Genomic DNA, 18,555 nt, shown 5'->3' with positions numbered 1-18,555 from the left:
GACTTTGACAGGCGTTGGCCGCACCAGTGGCCCATGCACCAGACCCATCTGACCGATATGGATGTTGCTGAAGAAATGGCCGACGCGGCGCGCGCGGCCATTCTTCCGCATTTTCGCCAACACGATCTTGAAACCGCTAACAAGCTGGAAGGCGGGTTTGATCCCGTCACTATCGCAGATCGCGCGGCTGAAAAAGCAATGCGCGAGGTGTTGCAACGTCTTCGCCCCGATGACGGCATCTTAGGTGAAGAGTATGGCCAGTCCGAAGGCCAAAGCGGTCGCGTTTGGGTTCTGGACCCAATCGACGGAACGCGCGGATTTGTCAGTGGCACACCGACGTGGGGCGTTTTGATCGCGCTCAGCACCTCAGCCGGCCCAGAACTGGGGGTGATCGATCAACCCTATATAGGCGAACGGTTCAGAGGGTCGTCCGAGATTGCGCAGCTGACCGGGCCCTTGGGCACATCACAGTTGGCGACGCGTGCAGTAAAGACGCTCGAACAAGCCACCCTGTTCACAACCTTCCCTGAAGTCGGCACCTCTGAAGATCGCGCAGGGTTCGAAGCTGTGTCAAAACAGGTACAACTGACGCGCTATGGCATGGATTGCTATGCCTACGCGCTGCTGGCTGCGGGACAGGCGGATCTGGTGATCGAGGCGGGGTTGAACGCCTATGATATTCAAGCTCCGATTGCGGTGATCGAGGCTGCTGGTGGCATCGTAACCGATTGGCAAGGCGGACCCGCGCATAATGGTGGACGTGCCCTTGCAGCTGCCAATGCCGAGATTCATGCGGCCGCGCTAGACATCCTGCGCACCTACTAAACCATTGCCCCAGTAACGCCCTGACGCTAAACCGGTATCAGCCGGTTCTTACGCCTGTTTTCCACCGGCCTCGCATTCCTTGCATGAGACAGGCAATTGCAGGAGTGCCGCTATGACTGAATTTCTTATCAAAAACGCAGATACCATCCTGACCATGGATGATGACCGTCGCGAGCTAAACGATGCAGATATCCTGATCCGCAACGGCCAGATCTCGCAACTTGGTCACGGGCTGACGACAACGGGCGAGGTGCATGATGCCAGGGGCTGCGTGGTCACGCCGGGTCTGGTGAACACGCATCATCACCTTTACCAGACCCTGACCCGCGCGGTTCCGGGCGGGCAGGACGCGTTGCTGTTTGGCTGGCTGCAAACGCTCTATCCCATCTGGGCGCGGTTCGGGCCGGAGCAGATGTTTACCTCAGCCCAGATCGGGCTGGCCGAGCTGGCACTATCCGGCTGCACCCTCAGTTCCGATCACCTGTACCTCTATCCCAATGGCGCACGGCTGGAGGATACGATTTCCGCCGCCTCGGACCTGGGCCTACGCTTTCATCCCACCCGCGGCGCGATGAGCATTGGCGAAAGTGACGGGGGCCTGCCGCCGGACAGTCTGGTTGAGGCTGAAAATGATATCCTGAACGACATGATCCGCGTTGTGGATGCGTTCCATGATCCGAGCGAGGGATCGATGTGCCGGGTTGGCCTCGCGCCCTGTTCGCCCTTTTCAGTCAGCCGGGACCTGATGCGCGATGCCGCTCTGCTGGCGCGCGATAAGGGCGTCATGCTGCACACCCATTTGGCCGAGAATGACGAAGATATCGCTTATTCCCAGGCGCAATTTGGCTGCCGTCCGGGCCAATATGCCGAGGATCTAGGCTGGACCGGCCCCGATGTCTGGCACGCGCATTGCGTCAAACTGGACGGGGCCGAGATCGATCTGTTCTCGAAATCCGGAACCGGGGTAGCCCATTGCCCTTGTTCGAACTGCCGTCTCGGATCGGGTATCGCACCGGTGCGAACCATGCGCGATCAGGGCGTGAATGTTGGGCTCGGCGCGGATGGGTCGGCCAGCAATGACAACGGCAATCTGATGCTTGAGGCGCGGCAGGCGATGCTCTTGCAACGTGTCGCAAACGGGGCCGACGCCATGTCAGCTCGCGAAGCGCTGGAGATTGCAACCCGAGGCGGCGCGGATGTACTTGGACGGCCCGATTGCGGCCGGCTGATACCGGGCAAGCGGGCCGATATCGCCGTGTGGGACACGTGCTGCATCGAAAGCGCGGGCAGTTGGGACCCCGCTGCTTTGCTGTTGGCCGGGCCTATGCAGGTCAAACACCTGTTCGTCGAGGGGCGTCAGATCGTACGGGACGGTCATATTGCAACGATTGACTTGCCGTTGGCCATTGAGCGGCAGAACGCATTGGCGCGGGCGTTGCGGGATTAACCCGCGCGCTGCCCGTTGATCCAGACGTCGGCAATGGCGCGGTCGTCGCCCATCATGATGGTCGGGAAGACTGCTTCCCACAGATCATCCGCATGGGCCTCGCGCTGGGCGATGGCTGGGGTCGAGGCAAGGTCGATGACAACCAGATCGGCCTCCATCCCCGGGGCGACGTTGCCGATGCAGTCGTCCATCCGCAGTGTCCGGGCTGATCCGACTGTACCCAGCCACAGCAATTGCGCCGGATGCAGAGGGCGCCCGCGCAGTTGGCCGATCTCATAAGCGGCGGCCATCGTGCGCAGCATCGAAAAGCTGGACCCGCCGCCGGTATCGGTCGCCAACCCGACCCGGTGGCCGTCATGGATCAACCCATTCATGTCAAACAGGCCCGAGCCGATGAAGGTGTTCGAAGTCGGGCAATGCACCAGCGCTGCATCAACTTCACGCAACCTGTCGCGTTCACGGTCTTCCAGATGGATAACGTGACCGTAAAGACCATTTCGACCTAGAAGACCGAATTTCTCATAGGTGTCCAGATAGTCCCGCGCATTCGGGAACAGCGACCTAACCCATTCGATCTCATCCGTCTGCTCGCTCAGATGGGTTTGCATCAGGCAATGTGGATGTTCTGCCCAAAGCGCCCCCAAAGCCTCAAGCTGTTCAGGCGTGGATGTGGGCGAAAACCGAGGTGTGATCGCGTAAGACAGACGATCCACGTGGTGCCATTTCTCCAGCAGCGCCGCGGACTGGTCATACGCTGTTTGCGCATTGTCCTGCAAACCCTCAGGCGCGTTGCGATCCATGCAGGTTTTGCCAGCTACAACCCGTTGCCCGCGTTGTTGCGCGACCGAGAAGAACGCATCGACGCTTTCGGGATGGATCGTGCAGAAGCTGCACATGGTGGTGGTGCCATGCGCCGTTGTCAGGTCGAGATAGCGGTTCGCGATCTCGGTCGCATAGTTGGTATCGCCGAACTTCATCTCTTCGGGGAAGGTATAGGTGTTCAGCCAGTCGATCAGCCGTTTGCCCCAGCTCGCGATCATGGCGGTTTGCGGGTAATGGACGTGAGGGTCCACAAAACCGGCCATGATCAGGTGGTTGCCATAGTCCCGAGTTTCGGCACCCGGATGAGCATCGGCCAGCGTGTCCAGTGAACCGACAGCTTGCACGCGCCCGTCTTCGATCACCAGCGCCTCGTCCAGACGGGTCGCGTCGGTAGGTACCCCGTCAAAGGGCGATCCGTCGAAACTCAGTATGCGCCCTTTCAAAAGCGTCTTTTGCACCATTCGCCCTGTTCCCTAGCTATTTGAGGCCACGGATCAGCATATGCGGGCGAAAGATGCGGGTAAATCGGCGTATTGTCATTGTTTTCCGGTAGCTGCTTCTTCTAATTAGGGATCAATGACCGACTAAACGGGGGCAGATATGACGACAGGCTTTGATGAACCCGTAAGTGACTCGACCTCTGACGAGGATGCCTATGCGCTGGATCGCCGGACTGTCGCGACCATTCTCTATGCCGTGGACGTGGATGATCGGGCCAAGCTGATCGAGCTGATGGAGCCGCTGCACGCAGCCGACATCGCCGACCTTTTGGAACAGATCAACCCTTATGACCGGGCCCGGCTGATCCGTCTGTATGACAAGGAATTTGACGGCGACATTCTCTCAGAACTGGATGAATCGGTCCGAGAAGAAGTCATCAGTGTCCTGAATCCCGATGTTCTGGCCGAAGCCGTTCGGGACATGGAAAGTGACGATGTCGTTGACCTGCTGGAAGACCTTGAAGAGCCGCAGCAGGAAACCATTTTGGACGCGCTGGAGGATTCCGAGCGCGTCGCGGCAGAGCAGGCGCTTGCCTATCCGGAAAACTCGGCCGGTCGCCTTATGCAGCGCGAGGTGGTCATGGCGCCCGAACACTGGACAGTGGGCCAGGCCATCGATTTCATGCGCGCCAATGACGACTTGCCTGAACAGTTCTATCACGTCGTTCTGGTCGATCCGCGCCTGAAACCCGTGGCACAAGTTACCTTGGGCAAGCTGATGGCAACCCGGCGCGAGGTTCCCCTGCATGATCTGACGGAAGAGGAATTTCATGTCATTCCCGTTGATCAGGACGAAGAGGATGTGGCCTACGCGTTCAACCAGTATCACCTAATCTCGGCCCCAGTTGTGGATGCTGATGGCCGACTGGTCGGCGTAATCACCATTGACGACGCGATGGTGGTTCTTGACGAGGAGCATGAGGAAGACATTCTGCGTCTCGCCGGTGTCAGCGACGAAAGCTCGCTGTCGGACAGCGTTGCCGCAACAAGTCGTCGGCGTTTGCCGTGGCTGGCGGTGAACCTGTGTACGGCCATCTGCGCCTCGCTGGTGATTTCACAATTCGAGGCGGCGATCGATCAGTTGGTGGCGCTGGCGATCCTGATGCCGATTGTGGCCTCGATGGGGGGGAATGCGGGGACCCAATCGCTGACTGTTGCGGTGCGGGCGCTGGCGACGCGCGATCTGACTGCCGCCAATGTCATGCGCGTGATCCGGCGAGAGCTGTTGGTCGGCATGCTGAACGGGCTGTGTTTTGCCATCGTGTTGGGGACGGTAGGAATGCTCTGGTTTGATTCTCCACTGCTGGGCGTCGTGATTGGATCAGCCTTGGTCGTGAACATGATCATCGCGGGTTTCGCGGGTACGGTAGTACCTGTGGTGCTGGACCGACTGGGTGTTGACCCCGCTCTGGCTTCGGGGACATTTGTGACGACCACAACGGATGTCATGGGGTTCTTTATCTTCTTGGGACTGGCCAGCGTGGTGCTTTTGTGACCGATCTGACTGAAATCAAGGCTGCAGCGCGCAAAGCGGCCTTCGCCCGTCGCAAAGCCGCGTTTGATGCGCGCCTGCCCGGAGCCGCAGGACGTCTGTCCGAGGTTTTGGCAGGCTATCGGGGCGTGCCCTTGTCAGGCTACATGCCGATCCGCACCGAAATCGACCCGCTGCCCGCGATGGCTGAGGCTTCGGCCTATGGCGCGGTTGGCGTTCCGGTGATCCAAGCCGCCGGTCAGGCATTGAAATTCTCGCGCTGGACGCCTGAAGGGGGGCTGAAAGATGGGCCTTTTGGCGCAAAGGTGCCTGAGGTTGACGACTATTTCGATCCCGAGATCCTGATCGTTCCGCTGGTGGCTTTCGATGCACTGGGCGGACGGCTGGGATATGGTGGCGGCTTCTATGACCGCACGCTGGAAGGGTTGCGCGCCAAGCGCCCGACGCTGGCCATCGGCTTTGCCTTTGACGCGCAAGAGGCCGAGGGGTTGCCTCTGGAGCCTACAGATCAGCCGCTGGACATGGTCATTACCGAGAGCCGGGTGCTTAGTTTCAATACTTAACCCATATTCTCGGCTCGGAAATACTCCCATGCATCCTGCCTTGAGCCATCTGGCATGGTACATGTCCCGGTTTGGCCATCCTCGCCATCGACGATCTGATACTGCCCGCCTTTTTTGCTGCAGAAGGTCGCTGCCGGGTTGGCCAGCCCGGTCGTGGGCTCCGAAGGCTGATCGCAGGCGGCGAGGGGGGCAAGAAGGGTGGCGAAAATCAGGTGGCGGGTCATGAATGTCTCCGATCCAATGCAGTTTTGCGCTTTATGGCCTTAGTTTAACCGCTTGTGCTTGGCATTGACCACACTTAGGACGGTGCGCATGAGGATACTTTTTCTGGGTGACGTCATGGGCCGCGCGGGACGCACGGCCATCCAGCAGCATCTGCCGCGTCTGCGCGATGAGTGGCGGCTGGATTTCGTTGTGGTCAATGGCGAGAACGCCTCGAACGGGATGGGCCTGACCGGCGATCACTCCAAGCTGTTGCTGGATGCAGGTGCAGATTGTGTGACGTTGGGCGATCATGCCTTCGACCAGAAAGATATGCTGCAGTTCATCGAGAAAGAGCCGCGCATCGTGCGCCCGGTGAACTTTGCCAAAGGCGCACCGGGGCGCGGGCATCGCTTGTTCAACGCGCCTGGAGGCCGAAAGGTGCTGGTGGTTCAGGTGCTGGGGCAGGTCTTCATGAAACGGCCCTTTGACGATCCATTTTCGGCCATTGAACCGATCCTGAAGTCGCACCCGCGCGGTGGGCAGGCGAATGCGATCATCGTCGATATGCATTGCGAGGCGACATCCGAGAAAATGGCGATGGGCCATTATTGCGACAAGCGTGCCAGTCTTGTGGTGGGGACACATACGCATGTGCCCACGGCAGACTCGCAGATCCTGCCCGGTGGCACGGCCTATCTGACGGATGCGGGGATGTGCGGCGACTATGACTCGGTCATTGGTATGGACAAGGTCGAGCCGCTGCGCCGGTTCATTACCGGTATGCCAAAAGCTCGATTCACCCCCGCGAATGGCGAGGCAACGTTGAGCGGTGTATTCGTCGAGACCAACGATCAGGACGGCAGTACAAAAACCGTGCGCATGGTACGCGTCGGTGGGCGGCTAGAGCAGGCGGGTCCGTAAAGGCTTGCCCTGCCTCGCGCAATGCGGGAAACTACCCGTCAGGCGCTTGGGCCAGGGTTCGGACAGAATACCACGAATGCACTTCCTTTCACTGACAGACACCGGCAGCGCAATTCTGGCGCTTTTGATTGTTGCGGGCATGTTCGTCATGTTCCTGCGAGAAGTTTACCCGACCGAGGTGGTCGCCATCGGTGGTGTTGCTTTGATGCTTGTGACGGGAATACTGCCCTATCAAAGCGCGCTGGCCGTCCTGTCAAATCCCGCCCCGTGGACCATTGCTGCGATGTTCATCATCATGGGGGCACTGGTGCGTACTGGGGCGCTGGATGCCTTCACCTCGACTGCGCAGAAACAGGCGCAAGTGAACCCCAAGATCGCCATCGCCCTGCTTATGGCATTTGTGGTTCTGGCCTCGGCGGTTGTTTCCAACACGCCCGTTGTTGTTGTGATGATCCCGGTCTTTGTTCAGATCGCGCGCACGCTGAATGTACCAGCCTCAAAACTGCTGATCCCGCTCAGTTATGCGGCCATTCTGGGTGGAACGCTGACCCTGATCGGAACCTCGACCAACCTGCTGGTGGATGGTGTTGCCCGCGCGCAGGGGATGCGGCCCTTCACGATTTTCGAGGTTACCCCGCTGGGCATTGCGCTCGTTATCTATGGCATGGTCTACCTGCGCTTTGTTGCGCCCCGCCTGCTGCCGGAGCGCGACAGTATGGCATCGCTGCTTAGCGATCGCTCCAAGATGAAGTTCTTTACCGAGGCCGTCATCCCACCCGACAGCAACTTGATCGGGCGCGAAGTAACCGGCGTGCAGTTGTTCAAACGCCCCGGCGTACGACTGATCGACGTTGTGCGCGGCGATGACTCGCTGCGCCGCAATCTGCAAGGCGTGACACTCGATGTGGGTGATCGGGTGGTTCTGCGCACCGAGATGACCGAACTTTTGAGCCTGCAACGCAACAAAGAGCTAAAGCGGGTTGATCAGGTGTCGGCGATTGAGACCAAAACGGTCGAGGTACTGATCACTCCGGGCTGTCGTATGGTTGGACGCACACTTGGGGCGCTCAGGCTGCGACGGCGCTATGGTGTTTATGTTCTGGCGGTGCATCGTCGGAACCAGAATATCGGCCGACAGTTGGATGATCTGGTCGTTCGCGTGGGCGATACTTTGTTGTTGGAAGGTTCACCTGCCGACATTCAGAAACTGGCCGCCGATATGGATATGGTCGACGTCACCCAACCTTCGGCCCGTGCCTTTCGTCGCAGCCATGCACCGATTGCTATTGGTGCACTGGTTGGCATCGTCGCGCTGGCTGCGCTGGGTGTCGCGCCAATCCTATTACTGTCGATTTTGGCGGTCGCAGTCGTCCTGGTCACGCGTTGCATCGATGCGGATGAGGCGTTTTCCTTTGTTGAGGGCCGTCTGCTAGCCCTCATTTTTGCAATGCTTGCCATCGGGGCCGCTCTCGATGCTTCGGGTGCAGTGTCGCTGATTGTCGAGGCCATCGCGCCTTCGCTTGGGCTATTGCCACCTTTCTTGATCATATGGGCGGTATATCTACTGACCTCGGTCTTAACTGAACTGGTGTCGAACAATGCGGTTGCAGTTGTGGTTACACCTATCGCCATCGGGTTGGCGCAAGCTGTCGGGATGGATCCACGCCCCTTGGTTGTCGCTGTCATGGTTGCGGCTTCGGCTTCTTTTGCGACGCCCATTGGATATCAGACCAACATGATGGTCTATGGTCCCGGCGGGTACAGGTTTACTGATTTCATGAAGGTGGGCATACCGCTCAACCTGACGGTTGGGCTGCTGGCATCGCTGCTGATCCCATTGATCTGGCCTCTGTAAAATCGGCGCAAGCTTGCCGTCCGCCCGCAGTGGCCCTTGTAATATCACGCGAACATACAGAGCTTTGTGTATGTGATTGTGCAGAAGGAATTGGATCATGTCTGCGAGAGCAACCGCAATTTGCGCTGCAACGGCTTTGCTGACGGGAATGGGCCAGGTGGGTATCGCCGGAACCGTCGAAGGGTCAGCCACCTATCGTGAACGGATCGCTGTGCCGCCAGATGCCACCTTGTTTGTCGAACTTCAGGATGTCTCTCTGGCGGACGCACCTGCAGTGACCTTGGCCGCTCAACGCTATGCGCTGACAGGTGTTCCTGCACATTTTGAGCTGACCTATGACGACGCACTGATCCAGGACGGACACCGCTATAGCGTTCGTGCGTCGATTTCGCAGGGTCAAAGGCTGTTGTTCACCACCGATACCAGTTATCCGGTACTGACAAACGGTGCCGATGATGCGGTCGATCTGATCTTGGTTCAGGTGCAGAGTGAACCATCACTGGACAACACAGAATGGATTGCCGCAACGCTGAACGGCGCTCCGATAGAAACTGAGCGAACGCCAGAGCTGATCTTTGCGCAAAACGGCGCCTTCTCCGGGACTGGTGGGTGCAATCGGTTCACTGGTCAGGCCGAGATATCCAGCAACCAAATCGACTTTCCGGACAATATGGCCGCAACCCTAATGGCGTGCCCACCCCCGTTGGATGAGGTCGAACGTGAGTTTCTCAAAGCGCTGCAAACCATCACGAGTTTTGTGCGGCAAGGGGACGCATTGGCGCTGTTGGATGGGGCGGGTGAGCCGGTCATCAAACTGGTACGCAAACAGTAAGCTTAGTTAAGCCACCGCACGTGACCGACCTGCATTGCGGCCCGAGAAGATACAGCCACCAAGGAACGTGCCCTCAAGCGCGTTGTAGCCATGATAGCCTCCGCCGCCAAAGCCCGCGACCTCTCCGGCGGCGAACAGGCCGGGCACCATTTGCCCGTCAGCACCGATCATCTGGCTGTCCAGATTGGTCTGCAGCCCGCCCAGGGTCTTGCGCGTCAGCACATGCAGTTTGACCGCAATTAGCGGGCCGTTCGAGGGGTCAAGAAACTTGTGTGGCTTGGCAGTGCGGATCAGTTTGTCCCCGCGATAGTTACGCGCGGCAAGGATCGCCATCATCTGTGCATCTTTCGAGAACGGATTGTCGACCTGAGAATCCCTCGCTTCAATCTGTGCCCGCAGATGTGCCTCGTCAATCAGACCGCCGCCCAAATGGTTCATGCCGCTGACCAGTTCGGTCAAGGTATTGGCAACGACAAAATCCTCACCCTTTTCCTTGAAGGCCTCGACCGGTGCGGTGGCTTTCGAGCCCGATAAAATCCGCTGCCGGATGACCTCTTTCCAACTGCCCGAGGTGAAATCGGGGTTTTGTTCTGATCCGGACAAGGCGAATTCTTTTTTGATCACCTTCTGCGTCAGAACAAACCAGCTGTAATCGTATCCTGTTTTCAGGATCTCGCGCAGGGTCCCCAAAGTGTCAAAGCCTGGCAGACACGGAGGTTCCATCCGGTTGCCAGTCGCGTCGAACCACATCGAGCTTGGTCCGGGTAGAATACGAATGCCATGGGCGGGCCAGATCGGATCCCAGTTCTTGACACCTTCGGTATAGTGCCACATGCGATCGCCGTTGATCACATGCCCCCCCGCCTTTTCGCTGATGGCGATCATGCGGCCATCGACGTGAAACGGAACGCCAGCCACCATGTCTTTGGGTGGCTCACCCAGACGATCTTGTGGCCAGTTCTTCCGGACCATTTCGAAATTGCCACCGATCCCGCCGGACGTGACGATCACCGAAGGTGCGTAGAACTCAAACTCTCCAACCTCTTCCCGGTTGGTCTTGCCGCCGCGCTGGGCAGTGTCGTCGGCCAGAACCTCACCCGACACGCCTTTGGCGGTGCCGTTTTGCATGATGATGTGGCTGACCTGATGGCGGAACTTCAACTCGATCAAACCGGCGCTGACATGATCTTTGACGCGGCGAATGAAATGTTCCAGAACGCCGGGCCCTGTGCCCCAGGTGATATGAAACCGTGGGACCGAGTTGCCATGCCCATTGGCGAAAGACCCGCCGCGTTCGGCCCAGCCCACCACTGGGAACCAGCGCAGACCCATCTCATGCAGCCATGGCCGCATTTCTCCAGCCGCAAACTCTACATAGGCTTCGGCCCATTTGCGCGGCCAGGTATCTTCGTCACGGTCGAACTGAGCGCTGCCCATCCAGTCGCGCAGGGCCAATTCATTACTGTCCTTGATCCCCATACGGCGCTGTTCCGGCGTGCCGACCATGAACAGGCCACCCAGGCTCCAGAACGCCTGACCGCCCAGAAAGCTTTCGGGTTCCTGATCAACCATGATCACCTTTTTGCCGCGGTCGCCCAGTTCGGCCGCCGCGGCCAGACCGGCCAAACCGCTACCAACAATAACTGCATCTGCGGTGGTGTTGGTCATGAGCGGTCCTTTCAGCGTTTGCGGAACCAAATGAGAAATGGCAGCACGACCGCATACATCGTGATCCCGTAGACGGCAGATGGCAGGGCCAACGGGCTGAACCCGCTGTCGGTACTGGTGATCAGGGCCGCCAGCGTGATACCCAGCGTCGAGTTCTGGATGCCCGTATCAATCGAGATGCTTTTACACTCGGCCCATGACAGGTTTGCGGCACGCGCGATCCCCAGCCCGATCAGCAAAAGCGCGATATTCAAGGAAATCAAGCCCGTGCCCATAATGCCAAGGTTATCGACAAAAGTTTGCCAGTTTCCAGCCAGTGCTGCCACGACGATCAGAACGAAAAGAATGGAGGCAAGCGCGGACAAGCCACCTTCAACGCGGTTTGCAAACCCTGTGGCAAACTTACGAATACTGACGCCGATCGCGACTGGAAGGGTTGTGATCAGGAACATGGCAATGGCCAAACCGGTGATCGAAACCTCGGGCGCGTTTTCTCCCATAAAATGCGTGATAGACCACGCCGCCAGAACCGGAACTGTCAGGATCGACAGAATGCTGATTACCGCGGTCAGGCTGACCGATAAAGCCACATCGCCCTTTGCAAGTTTGGTCAGGATGTTGCTGGTTACACCGCCGGGGCAGAAGCTGAGCAACATAAAACCAACCGCGATCTCAGGGGGAAAGCCAAACAAGGTAACAGTTGCAAACGCGGCGATGGGCAGCAGCACCACCTGACACACCGCACCGATGGCAAAGGGGATTTTGCGGCTTAGCACACGTCGGAAATCTGCAATCTCAAGCCCAATACCCAGCGACAGCATGATAATGGCCAGCGAGATCGGCAGGCCGACATTAATAAGCAAATCCAAGAACAACTCCTCCCCAGGGTGTTTGGGATCAGCCTACGCGAGCTTGAAAGCCGCAGGCAATACCGCCGTTAGGTCACTTGTAGCGCTGGACAAACCGGCGCAGGATTTCACCGGGCTGGGTGACATCTGCGGCGTTGCAGATATCGATCAGGATTTGCGCGTCTTCAGGTGGGAAATAGCCGTGGTGCTTGTAGATATTGATGCGCTGCTCAAAGTCCTTTGCGTCCGCCTCCGGGTGAAATTGCGTGGCATAGACGTTCTGGCCCCAGCGGATCATCTGAAACGGGCAGGGGTCAGACGCGACAAGATGTACGCAGCCGTCAGGCAAGGCTTGCACGGCTTCCTTGTGGCCGACAAAGGCGTCGAATTCCCGGGTCAGCCCGGCTGTCAAAGGGTCTGTTACGCCGTCGTCGGTTAGTCGGCAGGATGATGGGCCCACCGGCTCGCCGAACCGGGCTTTGCTGACATCCCCGCCCAGATGAGCCACCAGAACACCCAAGCCATAGCAGCAACCCATGAAGGGATGATCCTGCGCCGTAATCTGCGGCATAAGCCCCATGACCGCACCTTCGATCTTTGCGTCAAGCGAGGATTTCGTGTTGGGATCGTCACTGACGCAGCCGGGGCCTCCGCCGACGATGACACCCGCGTAATCTGTGACATTCAGCCCCTCGGGCAGGTCCTCGCAATCCAGCCGAATGCGGTGCGTCTGCGCAGGCGATAGGCCGGTTTTGTCCAAAACCGAGGCATATTCGGCGTCCGAGGCATCTGTCTCGGGGCGGAGTTGCAGGATCAGAAAGCGTTTCATAGGCGGCCTTTACCTGTCACAGCGGCCAGAAGACAAGGATCGAGGGGATCGAGACCGCGATGATCAGGATCTCCAGTGGCAATCCCATGCGCCAGTAGTCGCCAAACCTGTAGCCACCGGGGCCCAGAACAAGTGTGTTATTCTTGTGCCCGATGGGGGTGAGGAATGCAGCCGAGGCCGCCACCGCAACCGTCATCAGGAATGGATCGGGTGAAACTTCCAAAGTACGGGCCATCTGGATACCAACAGGGGCGGCGACAATGGCCGTGGCAGTGTTGTTCAGCACATCCGACAGGGTCATGGTCACGATCATCAGCACTGTCAGAATAGCCCAGGCGGGCAAGCCATTGGTCAGTTGTATCAAGGCGTTCGCGATGAGTTCAGTCCCGCCGGAAGTCTCCAACGCACTGCCTAAAGGGATCATTGACCCTAACAGTACGACGACGGGCCATTCGATGTGATTGTAGATGTCGCTGATCGGCATGATCTTGGTCAACACATAGGCAATGACCACAAGCCCCAACGCAATGGGCAGATAGATCAGGCCGACGCTAGCCGCCAGAACGGCCGCCGCAAACAGGCCAATGGCGAGCCAGGCTTTTTCATTTGCGGTTACGTTCAACCCGCGTTGTGCCAGCGGCAAACAGCCCAGCCATTCGGTCACATCAGCACCTCTGTCGCGGGGGCAGAGCAGCAGAAGGATATCACCTGCTTCCACCTCGGTCTTGCGGACCTGTTCGGTAATCTGGCGACCCTGACGGGAAATACCCATCAAAACGGTGCTCTGTCGCCATGCTAGCCCCAATCCCTGAGCGGTGCGACCTGCAATGCGCGCGCTTTCGGTGGCGACGACCTCGATCACTTCAAGCCCTTCGCCCTCGGCGGTCAGCACCTCTTGCCTCCGGGTGTCCGAGAAATTGAGTTTCAAGGCTGCGCGAAATTCGTCCAGCGCTTCGGGGCGGGCCTCCAGCACCAGCGCGTCGCCTTCTTTCAGTGTCGCGTGGGAGGATCGGCCATAGCGCCGCTTGCCATCTCGGATCAGCCCAATGATGGCGACATCGGATTTCTCGGCATCTTCATAAAGTTCGCTGACACGCTTGCCGATATGAGGGGAGTCAGGAGGCAAGGTCAGTTCCGCGATGTATTCTGCTAAGGAATCCGAGGCTTCCTGTTGCTGGCCTCGGTTCGGGATTAACCGCCAGCCAATGAGGGACACAAACGCGAGGCCAGCAATCGCGGCTATGCCGCCGACTGGGGCAAAATCGAACATCCTGAAGGGCTCGCCCAGCGTTTCGGCGCGGATTGAGGCGATGATGATGTTCGGCGGCGTGCCAATCAACGTAGCCATGCCACCCAGGATGGTCGCAAAGCTGAGCGGCATCAGGGTCAGGCCCACCGACCGGCCCGCCTTGCGCGCAGTCTGGATATCAACGGGCATCAGCAAGGCCAGCGCCGCGACATTGTTCATGAAGGCCGACAAAACTGCGCCGATCCCGCCCATCAGCGCGATATGCGCTCCCAGCCCGCGTGAGGCGTCGACCAAAGTACGTGTGATCAGGAACACGGCCCCGGATCGGACCAATCCTGCAGAGACGACTAGAACCAGCGCCACGATGATCGTTGCGGGATGACCAAACCCTGCGAAGACATTGTCTACCGGCACCACGCCGAGCACGACGCCGATCATCAAGGCGGCAAAGGCCACGAGGTCATAGCGAAAGCGGCCCCATAGCAGCATTCCGAAAACAGTGGCAAAAAGCGCAAAAAGAATGATTTGTTCTGTCGTCATGGCGCCACCATACCTGCACGGGGGCGTCTCGCAAGCCGATCCCTTGATCCTGCCCCCTGCAACCGTCTATATGAGCGCCGAACACGCAATTACGAATGACGAGGACGCACCATGGCAGGCCATTCCAAATGGGCCAATATCCAGCACCGCAAGGGACGTCAGGACGCCGCGCGGTCCAAACTGTTTTCCAAACTGTCGAAAGAGATCACCGTGGCTGCCAAGATGGGCGACCCCGATCCCGACAAGAACCCGCGCCTGCGTCTGGCGGTGAAAGAGGCCAAGTCGAACTCGGTTCCCAAGGACGTGATCGACCGCGCGATCAAGAAATCGGTTGCGGGTGAAGGCGACGAATACGAAGAAATCCGGTACGAGGGCTATGGCCCCAACGGAGTGGCCGTGATCGTTGAGACCATGACCGACAACCGCAACCGGACGGCTTCGACCGTTCGTTCCACGTTCTCGAAGAACGGCGGTAATCTGGGTGAGACCGGCTCGGTCGGGTTCATGTTCGACCGCAAAGGTGAGGTCGTATATCCGGCAGATGCGGGCGATGCGGACACGATTTTCGAAGCTGCGATTGAAGCAGGTGCCGAAGATGTCGAAAGTTCTGAAGACGGGCATATCATCTGGTGCGCGGATACCGATCTGAACGATGTCTCAAACGCTCTGGAAGGGGCGCTGGGCGAGTCTGAATCGACCAAGCTGATCTGGAAGCCCACCACCACAACCGAGCTAGGCCTGGAGGATATGCAAAAGCTGATGAACCTGGTTGATGCGCTTGAAGACGACGACGACGTTCAGCGCGTTACAACCAACTTCGAAGCCACTGACGAGGTCATGGCGCAGCTGTAACGTTAGCGCGTGTTGTTTTCAGAGCCCGGTCATATTGGCCGGGCTTTATTGATGCCAAAGAGGTGCTTGGCCGTAACTCTGTAGCAGAATAGGCTAAACTGAGTTAGCCAGCCTAGGTGCTGGTTCGGTCGCAATCGATGGCAGAATGTATGACACAAGACGCAAGTGAGTTGGCAAAGCGCAATGTCCCGGTTTTGACTGGGCAGAGCATTTTGTCCCAGGTCGCGTGGACCTTGGGCAGCCCATCCGTTGTGTTGCCCTTTTTAGCTGTGTCTTTTGAGTTGCCCATGTTTGTAGCGGGTGCGCTGGTCTCGATCCGTATGGTCGGCAGCATGATCGCAGATTTCTTTCTGGCTCAACCCATTGCGGCCCAACCCAGAAAGAAGCGTGGCATCGCAATGACTGAATTTGTGATCGGAATTTGCCTGCTGATCGCGATGGCCGTTGCCGCGTCAGGCGTCGTGCCCCTGATCGCTATGGCCTTTGTTATGGTCTTCTTTGTGATTGGTCTGGTCGATGAGATGCAGAACCTTATGTATACCGACCTGCTTGGGGATCATGTCCAATCCAAATCACGTATTTCTATGCGGTATTTGCAGTTTGGGGGCGGAGGTCTGGCGGCGATAGGTTTGGCCCTGCTGATCCATGAGATCACAAAGGACAATCCTCCGTTTTCGCGACACTCTGCTGTGATAGCGGTTTCATTCACGTTCTTCGTGCTGTCGGGGATCTGCATCATGGCGCTGGCTGAGATCGGTAAAACCACAGGCGCATCGACCGACGGGAAACCTGCAGTCAAATTGTCATTCAAAGCAAATGTAAAAGCCATTGTTGAGATGTTCGATCACGCATGGTTCAGGCGCTACATGACAATGCGCATGCCTTTGGTTGTTGTATCCTTATCGGTTCCATTCTTCGCCCTGATCGCGGCCGAGGCGCATCATGCGTCGGCCAAAGGGTTGACCGCGATGATCATCTCGTCAGCTTCTGGGTATCTGGTGGCGGCGCCGCTTTGGCAAGTTGTCAATATGAAGTCGCATCGCGCCGTGATGGTTACGGGCACTCTGATGGTCGCGGCGACTGGAGTGGTGTTGTTGACGTTTCACTATCTCAAGCTGGATCATGATGTGCATCTGCATGCCGTTGCCCTGTTCATCGTAACGGTTGCCTCCACAGGTATCAGCAGCGCGCGCAAACTGTATTTTCTGGATGTCGCGCCAAAGGATCAACGCGTTCAGGCTTCGGCTGCGGTCAAGAGCATTGCCCGAATTGCAGCGGTTGTCTTGTCCGCTGGACTGGCCGCGATTGCACATATGCATGAGGTCGCCTTGGCCGTTGCATTTATCGTGGGGTGCAGTTTGATCTCGGCCTTAACATGCTACAGGATCGCTTTGCCGAAGGCTCAGGCGAAGGTCAATGAAACCAGCGGAAAAGCGTCAGAAGAAGGATGAGATTTCGTCTAAAGGCTTCTTCAGCTTGGCCACCGATGGAACCGTTGCAGTCTCTGAAGGGTGTCCAACCGCGATGATCATCGTGGGTTTTTCCGAGGCTGGCCGTTTCAGGGCCCCGTTAAGAAACTTCATCGGATTGGGGGTGTGGGTCAGCGTCGACAAACCGGCGTGATGCAGCGCCGCCAGCAGGAACCCGGTGGCGATATTCACGCTTTCGGGGACATAGTAGTTCTTGTAGCGCGTGCCGTCCTCAAACTCGCCCCAGCGCTGGGCGAACACAACGATCAGCCAGGGGGCGATGGTCAGGTGCTCTTTCACCGCGTTGGTGCCAATTGGTTCCAGTGCCTTTATCCATTCATCGCCTGCGCCACCGGCATAGAACCGGCGTTCCTCTTCCTCGGCTTCTTCGCGGATCTGCTGTTTCAGTGCGGCATCTGAGATGGCCGCAAAGTGCCAGGGCTGATGATTGGCGCCCGAGGGGGCCGTTCCAGCCGTGCGCAGGCATGTTTCGATCACCGCTTTCTCGACCGGGCGGGCCGAGAAATCGCGCACCGTATGGCGCTGCCGCATCTTGTCGTGAAAGGCCAGTGCGGCCTGCTGCATCTGATCGTCGCTGATCTCGCACCGGTCGGGCAGGGGGATCGGATCATAGCTGAGGGCGTCGCGTGAAAACATAAAGTTACTCCGAAGGTTTGCCTCTTATCCGTTTGCGAGCGCCCGGGATCAAGGCTTTGGCTGCAGCCGCTTTGACCGCCTTGGTTAGCGGGGCCAGAGCTGGGGACAGGACGCGACCGACTTGCCAGGTCAACGCAACATCCAGGTGTGCGTCTGGAATGAGGGGCTGCAACTTCCCTTCGGTTATGGGCTTGCGCACTAACGGTTCGGGGTTCATCCCCCAGCCGACGCCTGCAATCGCGGCATCAACGAAGCCGTGAGAGGATGGCAAAAAATGGGTTGGTGGCGTAATGCGACCACCCGCCTGAGCCTCAAACCATGCCTTTTGCAGGCCATCTTTGCGGTTGAAAACAAGGCAGGGGGCGGCGCTGAGGGTGGATGTGTTTACACCTTTCGAAAACCAACGCTGCATGAAATCCGGGCTGGCCGTTGGCAAATATCTTAGCGCTCCAAGCTCGGTGGCATCACAACCCGTCACCGGCTGGCCGTCCACGGTGATCGCTGCGCTGACTTCGCCCCGGCGTAGCCATTTGGCCGAATGGTCCTGATCATCGATGACCAAATCGAACAGCAGACCAGGCGTATTGGCCATGACGTCAATAAACAGGGTCGCCAGTATATCCGCCGGAATGGCCACGCGCACGCGGGCGGTTTCAGTGGTTTGATCAAGCGATAGCTCACGCGAGAGCTGCGCTTCGAGCAAACCGATATCTTCTGCATATTGCGCGATCCGCAAACCGGCTGGGGTTCCGGTGCAAGGGCTTCCGCGATTGATCAAGGTCGCACCGACGCGATCCTCCAGCGCTTTGATCCGTTGAGAGATTGCGGAAGGGGTGACAGCAAGCGCGCTCGCCGCCGCATCAAAGCTGCCATGGCGCAAAATCGCGGACAGCGCTGACAGGTGAAGAGGGTCGAGTAACATTAGTCAAACTTAACTCAGTTTACTATCATTAATTTGATAGATCACGTGGATGACGTTAGT

The 18,555-nt window shown here is 58.2% G+C and carries 17 protein-coding genes; 9 read left to right on the top strand and 8 right to left on the bottom strand.

What is annotated here, in order from left to right; all coding sequences use genetic code 11:
* Positions 1–33: 33 nt before the first annotated feature.
* Positions 34–825 (top strand): histidinol-phosphatase, encoded by a 792-nt coding sequence (hisN, locus tag ACR0KG_RS15530; protein WP_480540414.1) that lies wholly within the window; start codon positions 34–36, stop codon positions 823–825.
* A gap of 112 nt (positions 826–937) precedes the next feature.
* Positions 938–2,272, top strand: coding sequence for an 8-oxoguanine deaminase (locus ACR0KG_RS15525; RefSeq protein WP_480827777.1), 1,335 nt, complete (start codon positions 938–940; stop codon positions 2,270–2,272).
* On the opposite strand, the gene guaD is transcribed toward ACR0KG_RS15525, so the two are convergent.
* Positions 2,269–3,555 (bottom strand): guanine deaminase, encoded by a 1,287-nt coding sequence (gene guaD, locus ACR0KG_RS15520; RefSeq protein ID WP_480540418.1) that lies wholly within the window; start codon positions 3,553–3,555, stop codon positions 2,269–2,271. The two genes, ACR0KG_RS15525 and guaD, sit on opposite strands and share 4 nt — an antisense overlap.
* 139 nt (positions 3,556–3,694) lie before the next feature.
* Here guaD and mgtE point away from each other — a divergent pair, with 139 nt between their 5' ends.
* Positions 3,695–5,089 carry a magnesium transporter gene (gene mgtE, locus ACR0KG_RS15515; RefSeq protein ID WP_480540420.1) on the top strand — a complete coding sequence of 465 codons (1,395 nt, stop codon included), beginning with the start codon at positions 3,695–3,697 and terminating at the stop codon, positions 5,087–5,089.
* Complete coding sequence (locus ACR0KG_RS15510) at positions 5,086–5,649, top strand: 5-formyltetrahydrofolate cyclo-ligase (protein WP_480547434.1); 564 nt, start codon at positions 5,086–5,088, stop codon at positions 5,647–5,649. Before mgtE ends, ACR0KG_RS15510 begins: the two co-directional genes overlap by 4 nt.
* Here ACR0KG_RS15510 and ACR0KG_RS15505 read toward each other — a convergent pair.
* Complete coding sequence (locus tag ACR0KG_RS15505; protein ID WP_480827776.1) at positions 5,646–5,873, bottom strand: putative hemolysin; 228 nt, start codon at positions 5,871–5,873, stop codon at positions 5,646–5,648. The genes ACR0KG_RS15510 and ACR0KG_RS15505 overlap by 4 nt on opposite strands.
* An 88-nt stretch (positions 5,874–5,961) precedes the next feature.
* Here ACR0KG_RS15505 and ACR0KG_RS15500 point away from each other — a divergent pair, with 88 nt between their 5' ends.
* The 3 genes from ACR0KG_RS15500 (at position 5,962) to ACR0KG_RS15490 (ending at position 9,461) form a co-directional block, all read left to right on the top strand.
* Positions 5,962–6,774, top strand: coding sequence for a TIGR00282 family metallophosphoesterase (locus ACR0KG_RS15500; RefSeq protein WP_480827775.1), 813 nt, complete (start codon positions 5,962–5,964; stop codon positions 6,772–6,774).
* 76 nt (positions 6,775–6,850) lie between these two features.
* Positions 6,851–8,629: an SLC13 family permease gene (locus tag ACR0KG_RS15495; RefSeq protein ID WP_480827774.1), complete on the top strand. Its 1,779-nt coding sequence runs from the start codon at positions 6,851–6,853 to the stop codon at positions 8,627–8,629.
* A 97-nt stretch (positions 8,630–8,726) separates the two neighbouring features.
* Complete coding sequence (locus tag ACR0KG_RS15490) at positions 8,727–9,461, top strand: YbaY family lipoprotein (protein WP_480827773.1); 735 nt, start codon at positions 8,727–8,729, stop codon at positions 9,459–9,461.
* Positions 9,462–9,467: 6 nt separating this feature from the next.
* On the opposite strand, the gene ACR0KG_RS15485 is transcribed toward ACR0KG_RS15490, so the two are convergent.
* From ACR0KG_RS15485 to ACR0KG_RS15470, 4 genes are all read right to left on the bottom strand, one after another.
* Entirely contained in the window at positions 9,468–11,129 is a 1,662-nt protein-coding gene (locus ACR0KG_RS15485) for an FAD-binding dehydrogenase (protein ID WP_480827772.1), read from the bottom strand.
* Between the two features lie 11 nt (positions 11,130–11,140).
* Positions 11,141–11,998 (bottom strand): bile acid:sodium symporter family protein, encoded by an 858-nt coding sequence (locus ACR0KG_RS15480; RefSeq protein ID WP_480540434.1) that lies wholly within the window; start codon positions 11,996–11,998, stop codon positions 11,141–11,143.
* A gap of 73 nt (positions 11,999–12,071) precedes the next feature.
* Entirely contained in the window at positions 12,072–12,806 is a 735-nt protein-coding gene (locus ACR0KG_RS15475; protein WP_480827771.1) for a glutamine amidotransferase, read from the bottom strand.
* 16 nt (positions 12,807–12,822) lie between these two features.
* Complete coding sequence (locus tag ACR0KG_RS15470) at positions 12,823–14,595, bottom strand: SLC13 family permease (RefSeq protein WP_480827770.1); 1,773 nt, start codon at positions 14,593–14,595, stop codon at positions 12,823–12,825.
* Between the two features lie 111 nt (positions 14,596–14,706).
* Here ACR0KG_RS15470 and ACR0KG_RS15465 point away from each other — a divergent pair, with 111 nt between their 5' ends.
* Together ACR0KG_RS15465 and ACR0KG_RS15460 are read left to right on the top strand one after the other, a co-directional pair.
* Positions 14,707–15,447, top strand: coding sequence for a YebC/PmpR family DNA-binding transcriptional regulator (locus ACR0KG_RS15465; protein WP_480827769.1), 741 nt, complete (start codon positions 14,707–14,709; stop codon positions 15,445–15,447).
* 149 nt (positions 15,448–15,596) lie between these two features.
* Positions 15,597–16,898, top strand: coding sequence for an MFS transporter (locus ACR0KG_RS15460; RefSeq protein ID WP_480827768.1), 1,302 nt, complete (start codon positions 15,597–15,599; stop codon positions 16,896–16,898).
* On the opposite strand, the gene ACR0KG_RS15455 is transcribed toward ACR0KG_RS15460, so the two are convergent.
* Entirely contained in the window at positions 16,884–17,573 is a 690-nt protein-coding gene (locus tag ACR0KG_RS15455; RefSeq protein WP_480547451.1) for a nitroreductase family protein, read from the bottom strand. The two genes, ACR0KG_RS15460 and ACR0KG_RS15455, sit on opposite strands and share 15 nt — an antisense overlap.
* Before the next feature lie 4 nt (positions 17,574–17,577).
* Entirely contained in the window at positions 17,578–18,495 is a 918-nt protein-coding gene (locus ACR0KG_RS15450; protein WP_480827767.1) for a LysR family transcriptional regulator ArgP, read from the bottom strand.
* Positions 18,496–18,555: the final 60 nt, after the last annotated feature.

Source organism: Ruegeria sp. H4, from assembly GCF_056533065.1.
The sequence above is the reverse complement of the archived record's forward strand: the minus strand, read 5'-3'. Positions and strand labels throughout refer to the sequence as shown.

Coding starts and splice junctions, on each gene's coding strand:
- hisN (WP_480540414.1), top strand. CDS start 34: ATGCACCAGACCCATCTGACCGATATGGATGTTGCTGAAGAAATGGCC.
- ACR0KG_RS15525 (WP_480827777.1), top strand. CDS start 938: ATGACTGAATTTCTTATCAAAAACGCAGATACCATCCTGACCATGGAT.
- guaD (WP_480540418.1), bottom strand. CDS start 3,555: ATGGTGCAAAAGACGCTTTTGAAAGGGCGCATACTGAGTTTCGACGGA.
- mgtE (WP_480540420.1), top strand. CDS start 3,695: ATGACGACAGGCTTTGATGAACCCGTAAGTGACTCGACCTCTGACGAG.
- ACR0KG_RS15505 (WP_480827776.1), bottom strand. CDS start 5,873: ATGACCCGCCACCTGATTTTCGCCACCCTTCTTGCCCCCCTCGCCGCC.
- ACR0KG_RS15500 (WP_480827775.1), top strand. CDS start 5,962: ATGAGGATACTTTTTCTGGGTGACGTCATGGGCCGCGCGGGACGCACG.
- ACR0KG_RS15495 (WP_480827774.1), top strand. CDS start 6,851: ATGCACTTCCTTTCACTGACAGACACCGGCAGCGCAATTCTGGCGCTT.
- ACR0KG_RS15490 (WP_480827773.1), top strand. CDS start 8,727: ATGTCTGCGAGAGCAACCGCAATTTGCGCTGCAACGGCTTTGCTGACG.
- ACR0KG_RS15485 (WP_480827772.1), bottom strand. CDS start 11,129: ATGACCAACACCACCGCAGATGCAGTTATTGTTGGTAGCGGTTTGGCC.
- ACR0KG_RS15475 (WP_480827771.1), bottom strand. CDS start 12,806: ATGAAACGCTTTCTGATCCTGCAACTCCGCCCCGAGACAGATGCCTCG.
- ACR0KG_RS15470 (WP_480827770.1), bottom strand. CDS start 14,595: ATGACGACAGAACAAATCATTCTTTTTGCGCTTTTTGCCACTGTTTTC.
- ACR0KG_RS15465 (WP_480827769.1), top strand. CDS start 14,707: ATGGCAGGCCATTCCAAATGGGCCAATATCCAGCACCGCAAGGGACGT.
- ACR0KG_RS15460 (WP_480827768.1), top strand. CDS start 15,597: ATGACACAAGACGCAAGTGAGTTGGCAAAGCGCAATGTCCCGGTTTTG.
- ACR0KG_RS15455 (WP_480547451.1), bottom strand. CDS start 17,573: ATGTTTTCACGCGACGCCCTCAGCTATGATCCGATCCCCCTGCCCGAC.
- ACR0KG_RS15450 (WP_480827767.1), bottom strand. CDS start 18,495: ATGTTACTCGACCCTCTTCACCTGTCAGCGCTGTCCGCGATTTTGCGC.